The organism is Agrobacterium sp., from assembly GCF_032092815.1.
Classification (GTDB): Bacteria; Pseudomonadota; Alphaproteobacteria; order Rhizobiales; family Rhizobiaceae; genus Agrobacterium.
Genome location: NZ_DAMDBP010000002.1, coordinates 89963 through 102693, shown reverse-complemented (window position 1 = coordinate 102693; position 12731 = coordinate 89963). Strand labels below are relative to the sequence as shown.

13 protein-coding genes and 1 riboswitch (1 of these 14 cut by a window edge) are annotated in these 12731 nt (G+C 57.2%); of the genes, 11 read left to right on the top strand and 2 right to left on the bottom strand.

The genetic code is table 11. The features are described 5' to 3' along the window. Nucleotides 1–44, top strand: a riboswitch (cobalamin riboswitch); it begins 144 nt to the left of the window's first position. The 8 genes from RT613_RS01440 to RT613_RS01405 all read left to right on the top strand — a co-directional run. Beyond that, the coding region (locus RT613_RS01440; RefSeq protein ID WP_313612390.1) for a hypothetical protein at nt 1–225 on the top strand (225 nt) is incomplete at its 5' end. Its footprint overlaps the riboswitch before it by 44 nt. Continuing rightward, nucleotides 167–592: a DUF1636 family protein gene (locus RT613_RS01435; protein WP_313612388.1), complete on the top strand. Its 426-nt coding sequence runs from the start codon at nt 167–169 to the stop codon at nt 590–592. The genes RT613_RS01440 and RT613_RS01435, both read left to right, overlap by 59 nt. Further along, a complete protein-coding gene (gene cobW, locus RT613_RS01430) occupies nt 589–1626 on the top strand; it encodes a cobalamin biosynthesis protein CobW (protein WP_313612386.1) in 1038 nt (345 codons plus the stop codon). The genes RT613_RS01435 and cobW overlap by 4 nt, the downstream gene beginning before the upstream one ends. Before the next feature lie 3 nt (nt 1627–1629). Beyond that, nucleotides 1630–4980 carry a cobaltochelatase subunit CobN gene (cobN, locus tag RT613_RS01425; protein WP_313612384.1) on the top strand — a complete coding sequence of 1117 codons (3351 nt, stop codon included), beginning with the start codon at nt 1630–1632 and terminating at the stop codon, nt 4978–4980. Next, nucleotides 4977–6332: a precorrin-3B synthase gene (gene cobG / locus RT613_RS01420; RefSeq protein WP_313612383.1), complete on the top strand. Its 1356-nt coding sequence runs from the start codon at nt 4977–4979 to the stop codon at nt 6330–6332. The genes cobN and cobG overlap by 4 nt, the downstream gene beginning before the upstream one ends. Continuing rightward, nucleotides 6332–6964 (top strand): precorrin-8X methylmutase, encoded by a 633-nt coding sequence (locus RT613_RS01415; RefSeq protein WP_313612381.1) that lies wholly within the window; start codon nt 6332–6334, stop codon nt 6962–6964. The genes cobG and RT613_RS01415 overlap by 1 nt, the downstream gene beginning before the upstream one ends. Beyond that, nucleotides 6961–7710 (top strand): precorrin-2 C(20)-methyltransferase, encoded by a 750-nt coding sequence (locus tag RT613_RS01410; protein WP_313612379.1) that lies wholly within the window; start codon nt 6961–6963, stop codon nt 7708–7710. The genes RT613_RS01415 and RT613_RS01410 overlap by 4 nt, the downstream gene beginning before the upstream one ends. Next, nucleotides 7707–8468 (top strand): precorrin-3B C(17)-methyltransferase, encoded by a 762-nt coding sequence (locus RT613_RS01405; protein ID WP_313612377.1) that lies wholly within the window; start codon nt 7707–7709, stop codon nt 8466–8468. Before RT613_RS01410 ends, RT613_RS01405 begins: the two co-directional genes overlap by 4 nt. Here the strand turns inward: RT613_RS01405 and RT613_RS01400 are convergent. Beyond that, complete coding sequence (locus RT613_RS01400; protein ID WP_313612375.1) at nt 8435–9202, bottom strand: cobalt-precorrin-6A reductase; 768 nt, start codon at nt 9200–9202, stop codon at nt 8435–8437. The genes RT613_RS01405 and RT613_RS01400 overlap by 34 nt on opposite strands. On the opposite strand from RT613_RS01400, the gene cbiE reads away from it, so the two are divergent. The 3 genes from cbiE to cobM are packed head-to-tail and all read left to right on the top strand — an operon-like array spanning nt 9201 to nt 11607. After that, nucleotides 9201–10469 (top strand): precorrin-6y C5,15-methyltransferase (decarboxylating) subunit CbiE, encoded by a 1269-nt coding sequence (gene cbiE / locus RT613_RS01395; protein ID WP_313612374.1) that lies wholly within the window; start codon nt 9201–9203, stop codon nt 10467–10469. The genes RT613_RS01400 and cbiE overlap by 2 nt on opposite strands. Beyond that, a complete protein-coding gene (locus RT613_RS01390) occupies nt 10466–10843 on the top strand; it encodes a cobalamin biosynthesis protein (RefSeq protein ID WP_313612372.1) in 378 nt (125 codons plus the stop codon). The genes cbiE and RT613_RS01390 overlap by 4 nt, the downstream gene beginning before the upstream one ends. Then, nucleotides 10840–11607 carry a precorrin-4 C(11)-methyltransferase gene (gene cobM, locus RT613_RS01385; protein WP_313612371.1) on the top strand — a complete coding sequence of 256 codons (768 nt, stop codon included), beginning with the start codon at nt 10840–10842 and terminating at the stop codon, nt 11605–11607. The genes RT613_RS01390 and cobM overlap by 4 nt, the downstream gene beginning before the upstream one ends. On the opposite strand, the gene RT613_RS01380 is transcribed toward cobM, so the two are convergent. After that, nucleotides 11568–12698 (bottom strand): cobalt-precorrin-5B (C(1))-methyltransferase, encoded by a 1131-nt coding sequence (locus RT613_RS01380; RefSeq protein ID WP_313612369.1) that lies wholly within the window; start codon nt 12696–12698, stop codon nt 11568–11570. The genes cobM and RT613_RS01380 overlap by 40 nt on opposite strands. Between the last annotated feature and the right edge of the window lie 33 nt (nt 12699–12731).

Genomic DNA, 12731 nt, shown 5'->3' with positions numbered 1-12731 from the left:
AAAAGCCGCAAGCCAGGAGACCTGCCGTTTCAGGAAAATACGTCTGTCGGGCGGGGTGCTCCGGTCAGTCGATCCGATCGAATATCTGGCTCTCAATCCGATGAGTTGCCGTTTTCGATAACCGCACCCCATAAGTTTTTTAAAGGCGCGGAAAGCGAATACGGATTTGGATATTACGGCGACATCGCCCAGCCCCGACAGCAACCAAAAAAACGATTCCCGTGATGGTGTCGTTGTGTTTGTCTGCCGAAACTGTCGCAGCGAGGATGATCCGAATGCTGATCCACGCCCCGGCTCACTTCTTTCGACGGTCGCCATTGAAAAGGCAGGCCAGGCCGGCATTCAGGTACGCAGCGTTAATTGTCTTGCCAATTGCAAACGGGGCCTGAGTGCCAGTATCCGTAGTGCCGATGGCTGGTCCTATATTTTTGGCGGGCTGACGCTTGAGGATGCAGACGATCTCATCACCGGTGCGCAGTTGCTGGCCGATGCACAAGATGGCCTTATGCCTTGGCGCGGGCGTCCTGACAGTTTGAAACGCGGCATGATTGCGCGTATTCCACCATTTGATTTCACAGAGGAAAAATCATGAGCAATTCGCTGGACCGTGTCCCCTGCACCATCGTCACCGGTTTTCTCGGTGCTGGAAAAACCACGCTGCTGCGTGGGCTTCTGGAAAAACTGGAAGGCAAGCGTCTTGCTATCATCGTCAATGAATTTGGCGATGTCGGTATTGATGGTGAAATCCTCAAGGGATGCGGCATTGAGAGCTGCCCGGAAGAAAACATCGTTGAACTGGCAAATGGCTGCATTTGCTGCACGGTGGCTGATGATTTCCAGCCGGCAATCGAACAGATCCTCAGCCGTCAGCCGAAGGTGGAACATATTCTGATCGAGACCTCCGGCCTTGCCCTGCCAAAGCCTCTGGTACAGGCCTTTCAGTGGCCGGCAATCAAAAGCCGCGTGACTGTGGATGCCGTTGTCGCCGTTGCCGATGGTGCTGCGCTTGCAGAAGGCATGGTCTCGCATGATCTGGATGCGCTTGCTGCCCAGCGTGCCAATGACGAGGCGCTCGACCATGATGATCCGGTCGAAGAAGTGTTTGAAGACCAGATCGCCTGCGCAGATCTGATCGTGCTGACCAAGGGTGACCTGCTGGACGCAGAAGGTCTGGAACGCGCCAAGGCGCATATTGGCGAACATCTGCCAAAGGCAGCGAAGATCGTTGTTGCCTCTAACGGTGCGATCGATCCCGCCGTTCTGATTGGCCTTGGCCTTGCTGTCGAAGACGACATTGAGAACCGCCACACGCATCATGACGAGGAAGAAGATCACGATCATGATGAGTTCGACAGTTTTGTTGTGGAACTGAACGCGGTGTCCGATCCAGAGGCATTGGCGGCCAAAATCGCGGAAACGGCTGCGGCTGAAAATGTGCTGCGCATCAAGGGATTTGTCGAGGTTTCTGCCAAGCCGATGCGTTTGCAGGTGCAGGCAGTGGGTTCGCGCGTCAACCACTACTTTGACCGCCCGTGGGCTGCAGGTGAAACCCGTCGCAGCCGTCTTGTGGTGATTGGTGAAAAGGGTATCGACCGCGCAAAAATCGAAAAGATGCTCGCGGCCTGATCCATGCATATTCTCGCCACCACATCTTCGTCTCTGGACGACCTGATCGAGCCGGTTGATCTCAACCAGCCGCAGGCGGATGTGGTGGTGTTATCCTTTTCGAGCAGTGATCTGGCAGGTCTGGAGCGCGGTTGGAAGCAGGTTTCTGCTGGCCCCCTCTCGCTTGTCTCTGCCAACCTGTCCGAACTTCGCCATCCCATGTCTGTCGATCTATGGATTGAAAAGACGGCGGAAAAGGCAAAACTGATCCTTATCCGGATTCTCGGTGGTGCAGATCGTTGGCGTTATGGTGTCGACCAGCTAGGCATCATGGCGCGTCGCCGTGGTATAAAGCTTGTATTGTTGCCCGGTGAATGCAGTGAACGGGACGAAAAGCTGGAGGCAGCGTCCACCGTTGATGCTTCTACTCTTTCGGCAATCCTGTCATTTTTCCGCGAAGGTGGTAGCTCCAACATGGCGCTGTTGTCCGTCGGTTTGGCAGCCCTGGTTCAGGGTGAAAAGTGGCCGCAAATCAGCCCTCAACCGCTGCCAAAAGCCGGATTCTACCGACCCAATGAAGGTTTTGTCGAAATCGAGCGAGCCTTGGAGGGGGGTGCCAGCGATGCACCTGTCTTGCCTGTGTTGTTCTACCGCTCGATGTTGCTGGCAGCGGATATAGCGCCAATCGATGCGCTGTTTTCGGCTTTGGAGCGACGCGGGTTTGCGCCATTGCCGATTTTCGTCAGCGGCCTGAAGGACGCAGAGGCAATTCGGTTTCTGGAGGAAATGCTGTCTTTGGTGCAACCCGCAGCAATCATTGCCGCGACTGCTTTTGCCAGCCAGACCGATGATGCCGGTGATACGCTGTTCGACCGATTGGGTGTTCCGGTTTTTCAGGTCATCATGGCGACAACGCGTCGTGATGGGTGGGCCGAAAACATGCGCGGTCTCAACCCGTCGGATCTTGCCATGCATGTGGTCCTACCAGAGCTGGACGGGCGCATTCTGGCCGGCGCCATCTCGTTCAAGCAGCTTGATCCGCAGGGTGGACAAGCACTGGTAAACGTCACTGAGGCTGATCGCGTCGAGCAGGTTGCTGCACGCGTCGATGCTTTTCTTCGGCTTAAGCGTGCCGAACCATCCGATCGACGCCTCGTCATTCTGATGCCGGACTATCCCGGTGCCGCACCGGGTCGAACCGGATATGCTGTTGGTCTGGATGTGCCTCAGAGCGTGCTGGAGATGATGCGTGACCTCACTGATGCTGGTTACCGCGTTGAAAACATCCCTGAAACCGCACGCGGTTTGCTGGATCGTATTGAACGCGAAACTGCTGATCTTTCGCTTGCTGATTATGCCGTCTTCTTAGCATCGCTCCCCTCGTCTGCCCGTCAGGCCTTACAAGACACCTGGGGTGATGCGGCACTGGATGACGCCGTTACTGATGGTCATTTCCATTTTAGAGCAGCGCATTTCGGTGCGGTGACGGTTGCACTTGCCCCTGATCGCGGCCGCAATGAAGATCGGCGTGTTGATTATCATGACCCGGCTTTGCCGCCACGTCATGCACTGGTGGCGTTTGGTGCCTGGATGCGTGGCAGTTTCGATGCGCATGCGGTCATTCATGTCGGTGCGCATGGCACACTGGAATGGTTGCCGGGTAAGACCGTTGCGCTGTCGCAAGCCTGTTTTCCTGAAATCGTTACCGGACCGCTGCCGGTCATCTATCCCTTTATCGTGTCCAATCCGGGTGAAGCAGCCGTTGCCAAGCGACGTATTGCTGCAGTTACAATCGGGCATATTCCCCCTGCACTCGTGGATGCCGGGCTTTCACCGGATCAGGCGGCGCTGGAGCAGCTGGTTGATGAATATGCGCAGGCTGACGGTCTGGACCGTCGCCGGCGTGATAGGCTGGCGAAACTCATCGTTGAAAAGGCACAAGAGACCGGTCTCGCTGCAGATGCGGGTGTCGGTGCCAGTGATGATGCCGATGCTGCGCTGTCGCGCATTGATGCCTTTCTCTGCGACCTCAAGGATTTTGCCATCAAGGACGGTCAACATGTGTTTGGCCGAGCCATGGGTGACGAAACCGACCCGCTGAGAACTCAAAGTGCATCTGCGGAAAAAGCTGCTTTGTTGGCAGCACTTGACGGCCAGCACATAGTCCCTGGCCCATCAGGTGCACCGGCGCGTGGCAGGCTGGATGTGTTACCGACGGGGCGCAATCTTTACGCTGCCGATCCACGTACCATGCCGACGCCAACTGCCTTTGAACTGGGCCGGATGGCGGGTGAAGAGGTGTTGCGGCATTATCTGCAAAATCACGGTGATTGGCCTAAACGTCTGATTTTCGACCTCTGGGGATCTGCCTCTTTACGCAATGGCGGTGAGGATGTCGGGCAAGCTCTGCATTTGATGGGGGCAAGGCCGATCTATGACCCCGCCACCGGTCGCGTTACCGGCATTGAAGTTTTACCCCCGGCGGCACTTGGACGACCGAGAGTAGACGTCACATTCCGTATTTCCGGTCTGTTCCGCGACATGTTCCCAGCTCTGATTGCGCTGCTGGATGCTGCCGCAAAAGCCATTGCCGGACGGGAGGAAGCGCCGGGCGATAACCCACTAGCTGAGGAAACGGCCGTGTTGGGTCACATCCCCTCCCGTATCTTCGGTTCTGCCCCCGGCACCTATGGCGCTGGCATTGAAGAAAAACTTGCCAATGGCCGCTGGGATGAGCGCGATGAATTGGGCCAGATCTATCTTGATGCCGCCAGCCATGCCTTTGGTGGGGCAGATGGGCTTGGCGTATCGGCCGATGATGGTTTCGCCACCCAGGTCGGGAAGGCAGATTTTCTGATCCATACCGGTGATGATCCTGGACGCGATCTTCTCGACGGTTCTTCCGATGTTGCCTTTATCGGTGGTTTTGCGGCTGCCAAGGCGGCGCTTGGACAGGCAGCAGATGTGGTTGCACTGGACACCACCGATCCGGCTCGCCCACGTGCACGCTCCATTGTGCAGGCTTTGACCCGTGTCGTGCGGGCGCGCGCAGTCAATCCACGGTTCATCGCTGGACAAATGCGCCATGGACCGCGCGGTGCCGCTGAATTTGCTGAAACAGTCGACAGGTTGATCGGTTTTGCTGAAACCACTCATGTCGTTCCATCATCGCTAATCGAGGCGCTTTATGATGCCTATTTTGGTGATGAGGCAGTTCGGGATTTCATTTTGCAAGAAAATCCGCAGGCAGCCGAGGTGATGGCGCAGCGCTTTATCTCTGCCCGTCGGCGGAACCTCTGGCACAGCCGCCGTAACGCCGTGGACGCTGAATTGGAAATGCTGCTTACACCCCGGCAGATCAGGGTGGCAACATGAGTGCATTGCCGCTTTCCGACGTTCAGCCATTTTCGCGTCGCGGCATTTGTCCGGCGCTGTCCGCCCCGATGCAGACCGGTGACGGGTTGCTATCTCGAGTGGCTTTTACCGGTTATGTGTCGCCGCAGGATTTTGTCACACTTTGCACATTGGCCACTCGGCACGGTAATGGTCTCGTTGATATCACCGCACGCGGTGGGCTGCAGTTTCGTGGTCTGACAGCACAAAGTGCGACTGAGCTGGAGCGAGATGTGCTGCAGCTTGGCTTGCCTATTCGCCAAGGCCTAGCCGTTGAGACGTCGCCGCTGGCTGGTATCGACCAGACGGCAATTGCGGACACACGACATATCGTAAGCCGGATTCGAATGTTGGTTGAAAAACTTGGTCTTCATGACAGACTGGCCGCCAAAATGTCGGTTATCGTTGACGGTGGCGGCCATGTGAGCCTCGGTGATCTGCTGGCCGACATTCGTCTGAAGGCCGTGACACTGAATAACAGGATAGTCTGGCAACTAATGCTGGGTGGCGCTGAAACTAAGGCTTTGAAGGCCGGTTTTCTGCGCGAGGAACAGGCTGCTCCTGTCGTCATCGACCTGCTGTCTCACCTTGCGACAATCGGGCCAGATGTGCGTGGTCGGGATTTGGATTTGTCGACCGTGCGTGCTGTCTGCGCTGAACGGTTGCTGGACCACGATGTCGATTTCTCCCCACAGATTGCACCTTTACCTTACGGACTGATGGCGTTGGGGGATGGCTTTTTTGCCGTCGGACTTGCACCTGCGTTCGGGCAAATTTCAGCCGACAGGTTGGCTTCGCTCTTTCAGCAAGCGACTGTTCTGGGGGTGGTCAATGTCAGACCGGGACCATCGCATTCGCTGATATTTTGTGGACGCGAAGCGGATTGTGAAGCGTTGCTTGCCCATGCTGCTACGGCTGGTTTTGTGACGATGGCAAGAGATCCCCGATCTGCCATTGCTGTCTGTCCCGGCGCACCCGCCTGTGGTTCAGCCTTCATGCCGACCCATGCATTGGCCGACCATGCAGCTACCGAATGTGCCTCCCTACTGGATGGATCATTTACCCTGCATTTATCTGGCTGCGCCAAGGGATGTGCACATCCCTCACCGGCACTTCTGGCCTTTCACGGCAGCGCAGAAGGTCTGGCTTTTGGTCTTTCTGTGCGTGTCGGCGACTCACCAGCTGCGATTCTGCCCTTTGGCGGACAAAAGGCTGCGCTTTCGCGGCTTGCCCAGCTTTACGAAAAAGAACATAAGCCCGGAGAAACTGCTCGCACCTTTTTTTCCCGTTTGGGAACTGAGACCGTCAGTGCGGTGCTCCAACAGGACAATTGATGACCGATTACGATTACATCCGCGATGGGAATGCCATTTACGAACGCTCATTCGCCATTATACGCGAAGAGGCCGATCTTTCTGCGTTTACCGAAGAAGAGGCCGATATTGCCATTCGCATGATCCATGCCTGCGGTCAGGTTGAGGCAGCGCAGCATTTCCGTTTCTCCAGCGATTTCGTAGCGGCAGCACGCGGCGCATTGCAGGCTGGCAAACCTATTCTGTGCGATGCCGAGATGGTGGCACGTGGCGTGACCCACGCACGTCTTCCTGCCAATAACGAGGTGATCTGCACATTGCGTGATCCGCGTACGCCAGACTTGGCAAAACAGATCGGCAACACCCGCTCGGCAGCGGCGCTCGATCTGTGGGCGGAAAAACTCGATGGCGCACTGGTGGCCATCGGTAATGCACCGACGGCATTGTTCTACCTCCTGGAAATGCTGGACAAGGGTGGTGCACGACCCGCCGCCATTATCGGCATGCCGGTTGGTTTTGTCGGAGCTGCGGAATCGAAAGATGCGCTTGAGATCAGCCCGCTCGGCATTCCCTATGCCATCGTCAAGGGACGGATGGGTGGCTCGGCCATGACCGCTGCTGCCGTTAATGCCATTGCGAGGGCAGGTCTGTGAGTGCTGCTCTTCTTGAAAACGTCAAAGGCAAACTCATTGGTGTCGGCACCGGCCCGGGCGATCCTGAACTTCTGACCCTGAAAGCCGTTCGCGCTATTGAGAATGCCGATGTTCTGGCATTCTTCTGCAAAAAAGGCAGCACCGGCAATGGTCGTGGCATTGTCGAGGCCTTCATTCGCCCCGGTACCGTCGAAATGCCGCTTGTGTATCCGGTGACGGTGGAAAGCGATAAGAACGGCGAAGACTATCGCGGCGCGATTGCCGGTTTCTTTGATCAGTCGGCTAGAGATATTGCTGTTCATCTTGACCAGGGCCGCACCGTGGCTGTGCTGTCAGAAGGTGATCCGTTGTTTTACGGATCTTACATGCATCTGCATTTGCGGCTTGCACCATCCTATCCGGCAGAAGTGATTGCCGGCATTACCGCCATGTCCGGATGCTGGTCGATGACTGGTCTTCCACTGGTACAGGGCGATGATATCTTGAGTGTCCTTCCCGGCACGCTGTCGGAAGAGGTTTTGGCTGAGCGCCTGTCCGGTACAGATGGCGCGGTGATCATGAAGGTTGGACGCAACCTTCCCAAAATTCGCAAGGCGCTGGAAAAGGCAGGCAAGTTGCACAGCGCGCTTTATGTCGAGCGCGGCACGATGGCGAACAGTGCGGCCATTCCGATGATTGAGCGGGACAGTTCTCCCGCTCCCTATTTTTCGCTGGTGCTGGTTCCCGGCTGGAAGGATCGTCCATGAGCGGGCGTCTGACCGTTGTTGGCCTTGGCCCTGGCAATCTGGCACAGATAACCCCGCAGGCTTTGACTGTTGTGGACGAGGCTGAAGCCTTTTTCGGTTATATTCCCTATCTTGATCGCCTGTCTTTGCGGCCAGATCAGCGTCGCCATGCCTCCGACAATCGCGAGGAAATCTCCCGCGCTGAAGCTGCGTTGAAATTGGCGGCGGCTGGAGGCAAGGTCTGTGTGGTTTCAGGCGGTGATCCCGGTGTTTTCGCTATGGCAGCCGCTGTCTGCGAAGCCATCGAAAGCGGACCGTTGGAATGGCGCGACATCGAATTTTCCGTCGTGCCGGGTGTGACGGCCATGCTCGCGGTTGCAGCGAGAGCCGGTGCGCCGCTCGGACATGATTTTTGCGCCATTTCGCTCTCGGATAATCTCAAGCCGTGGTCATTGATTGAAAAACGCCTGATTGCGGCCGCCAATGCCGGTTTCGTCATGGCGTTTTATAATCCGGTCAGCAAGGCACGCCCGCATCAGTTGACGACTGCATTCGAGGTGTTGCGTGCCCATCTTCCCGGCTCGGTGCCGGTTATTTTTGGCCGCGCGGCTGGTCGTGTCGATGAGCGTATTCGGGTGGTTCCACTGTCGGAAGCGACAAGCGACATGGCTGACATGGCAACCTGCATTATCGTCGGTACCGAAGAAACCCGGCTTATAATACGAAACGGACAGGAACCAATCGTTTATTCGCCACGGTCTTCCAAAAGGGAAAGCTGATGCTGGATGCTGGTGAGCGCAGCTTCGATATCAGGCACGGTCGCGGCGCAGGGATGCGGCGGGCGTTCGATCATCACCACGTCGATGCCAAGCTGCCGTGCCGCTTCGATCTTGCCATAGGCCGCCGCACCGCCGGAGTTCTTGGACACAATGATATCGATCCGGTTATCGCGCAGCATGGCAATTTCATCGCTCAGTTCGAAGGGTCCGCGTGCGGTGATGTAGCGGGCATCCGGCACATTGAGAGGCGGTTCGACCGGATCGACGCTGCGGATCAGGTAACGATGGTGTGGAGCACGCTCAAAAGGCAGAAGTTCCTGGCGGCCAAGCGCAAGGAAAACATTCTTGCCGCCGGAACCCACCGCACTGACAGCCACTTCAACATTGGCAACGGCTTGCCAGCGGTCACCCACCTGCCTTTGCCACGCCGCCCGCTCCAGCGCGACCAGCGGCACCTTGGCCAGTTGCGCAGCCGCCACGGCATTGGCGGATATACGCGCCGCGTAGGGGTGGGTGGCATCCACCAGAAGATCGAAGGCGTTTTCCTTTATGAAATCGGCAAGTCCACCGGCGCCACCAAATCCACCGATGCGAATCGGAACGGGTTGTTTCACCGGATCGCGCGTCCGGCCTGCCATGGACAGCAATATCCGGTAGCCGGATTCTTTTTCAAGCTTTCCAGCCAGAAGGCGGGCATCGGCGGTGCCACCAAGGATAAGAATGGAGCGTGTCATGGCTTCTGAATATGCCGGAACGGCACGGGCTTCCACCGAAAAGACACATGAACCCTGGCTTTCCATTGTTGGCATCGGCGAAGATGGCCTGTCCGGCTTGAGTCCGAACGCTCGTCACGCGATTGAAACTGCTCAATTTGTATTTGGTGGCAAACGGCATCTGGCTTTGGCTGCCGAAGCCATCAAGGGTGACGCGAAATCCTGGCCTGTGCCGTTTGATGTGGCAATGGCCGACGTCGTGGCGCTGCGTGGTAAAAAAGTCTGCGTGCTGGCCTCTGGCGATCCGTTCTTTTACGGGGTCGGCGTCACGCTTCTGCGGCATGTCGCGGCAGAGGAAACCGTCTCTTATCCGGCGCCATCGGCCTTCTCGCTTGCGGCCTCCCGGCTTGGCTGGGCGTTGCAGGATGTCGAATGTGTGTCCTTACATGGTCGTTCGATCGATCTTATCCGTCCGCATTTGCAGCCGGGCGCAAAGCTCATCGTTTTGACATCCGATGACAAGGCACCTGCCCTGTTGGCGGAGCTTTTGTCGCAGACAGGGTTCGGTGCATCAGAATTGACAGTGCTCGAGGCCTTGGGTGGTTCACGTGAAACACGAAGACAAACAAAGGCCTCTGCATTTTCGTTCACTGATGTTGATCCGCTGAATGTGCTGGCGCTGGACGTGGTTGCGCATGAAACAGCGCGTGTCTTGCCATTTACGAGTGGTCTCGATGACGCATTGTTCGAGCATGATGGCCAGATCACCAAACGGGAAATTCGCGCCGTGACTTTGTCATCGCTTGCCCCCAGACATGGCGAAGTTTTGTGGGATATTGGTGCAGGCTCCGGCTCGATTGGTATTGAGTGGATGCTGTCTCATCCTTCGCTCAGGGCCATTGGTATCGAGCAGAATGCGGAGCGTGCAGAACGCGCTGTTCGGAATGCCGAAAACTTTGGTGTGCCGGGGTTGGACGTGGTGATTGGCACTGCACCCGATGCTTTTGAAGGTTTGCCAGTCCCGGATGCGATCTTTATCGGCGGTGGCGGCAGTGAAGCCGGTGTGCTGGACGGCGCAATTGAAGCGCTGAAACCAGGTGGCCGATTGGTCGCCAACGCCGTCACGCTGGAAATGGAGGCCATGTTGCTGGCAGTGCAAGCCCGGCTTGGCGGTTCACTGATCCGGCTGGAGGTCTCGCGAGCCGCACCGGTCGGTGCCATGCAAGGCTGGCGTCCGGCCATGCCGGTTACCCAATGGTCCTGGGTAAAACCGGGAGAAACGGCGTGATTGTCGCGGGCATAGGATGCCGCAAGGGCGTCAGCGTTGAAGCTGTGATGGCGGCGCTGGATGAGGCAGCCAGGCAGCATAAGGTCAATATCGACTTTATCGCCACGGCACCCTTAAAGGCTGATGAGCCGGCTTTGCTGGAAGCAGCAACCCTCCGCAACATGGCCTTTGTTGTCGTGGCGCAGGCAGATTTTGAACAGGCGGCGAGCCACACCCTCACCCGCTCGGCGGTAAGCGAAGCGCATTCCGGTTCCCCAAGCCTCAGCGAGGCCTCAGCCCTCGCGGCATTGGGACCGGGCTCGAGGCTTATCGCGCCGCGTATGGTGATCAACGAGATTACGGTGGCGATTGCCACCTCAGGAGATCAGGAATGACAGTTCATTTTATCGGTGCCGGTCCGGGCGCTGCAGACCTCATTACAGTGCGTGGGCGTGATCTGATCGCCGCCTGCCCGGTCTGCCTTTATGCGGGATCACTGGTGCCAAAAGCGTTGCTGGACTATTGCCCGCCCGGCGCCCGTATTGTTAATACGGCGGCCTTGTCGCTGGATGAAATCGAAGCGGAATATGCGGCTGCTGCGCGTGATGGCAAGGATGTGGCGCGTCTGCATTCGGGCGACCTTTCGGTCTGGAGTGCCATGGGTGAACAAATCCGGCGTCTGGAGCGTCTGGGGCTGGATTATACGGTCACGCCTGGCGTGCCCTCCTTTGCAGCCGCCGCTGCTACGTTGAAACGCGAATTGACGGTGCCTGAGGTCGCACAAAGTCTTGTGCTTACGCGAGTATCTGGTCGCGCCTCGAAAATGCCGGAGACGGAAAACCTCAAGGCATTTGGTGCGACAGGGGCAACACTTGCCATTCACCTTGCCATTCACGCCATTGCCAAGGTGGTGGAAGACCTGACACCACTCTATGGCGGTGATTGCCCTGTTGCCATCGTGGTGCGTGCCTCTTGGCCAGAGGAACGGATTATTCGTGGAACGCTTGGCGATATTGAAGCAAAACTTGCCGAAGAACCGGTTGAACGTACTGCCCTGATCTTTGTCGGCAAGGGCCTGGCTTCGGAAGATTTCCGTGAAAGCGCGCTCTACAGCACAGATTATGTTCGTCGGTTCCGCTCTCCCAAAGGAGAGGCGTAAGCGTGATCGGAGCGGGTAAAACCGCTTTGGCCTTTCAGTGTGCCAAGGCGGTCGAAAACGAGGATTTCCAGCGACATATCAGGGTGTTTCAGCGCCGCCGCCGCCGTGATCCACGCTTTTTCGGCCACCACGCTACCAAGATTGATGCCGGCACTTTCCGCCAACTCAAAGGCATGAGCAACCGTGTTGGCTTTTATGATCTCATCAATCAGCGCGTTGTCTGCACCAACACCGCTTGCCAGGGCAGCCAGGGCTTCAAGGTCGGCAAGGCCACGTTTGGAGTGTACATCCAGCATGCCCTGCGCCAGCTTGGTCATCTTGGCAACACCACCGGCAATGGTCACTTTTTCAACGGGATGGCTGCGCAGATATTTCAGCATGCCGCCAATAAAATCGCCCATATCGATCAGCGCGACTTCATCCAGCCCGTAAAAAGCCTGTCCGGCCTTTTCAGAGCTATTGCCGGTGGCCCCAAGAACATGGGTCAGACCGGCGGCGCGCGCCACATCAATGCCGCGCCAGATGGAGTGGATCCATGCCGAGCAGGAAAAGGGAATAACCACCCCTGTGGTTCCAAGAATGGAGATGCCGCCAACAATGCCAAGTCTGCCATTCAGCGTTCGTTCTGCAATCTTTTCGCCGTCTTGAACCGAAATCTCGACTTCAAAATCGGCCTTGTCGCCGGCAACTTCGCGGATGGCGGTTTCCATCATCTTGCGTGGCACGGGGTTGATAGCCGGTTCGCCGACCGGCAGTGGCAGGCCTGCGCGGGTGACAACGCCCACGCCTTTTCCTGCCTTGAAAACAATACCGCTTCCCGGTTGGCCGTGCCTGACAGTGCTTTCAATCAGCGCGCCATGGGTGACATCAGGGTCGTCGCCCGCGTCTTTGATGACCCCTGCTTTGGCGTAATCGGCACCTTTTTCATGGGTTGCCAGCGAAAAGCGTGGCCTTGCACCGCTTGGAAGTTCCACTTCGACAGGGTATGGAAAATCGCCGGTCAACAGGGCGGCGCAGGCAGCTTTGGTCGCTGCGGTTGCGCAAGTGCCCGTGGTCCAGCCGCGGCGAAGGTTTTTTCCATCCGTTTCCATGCCCATTTCTATAACCGGTGGCGGCTTTTCCGT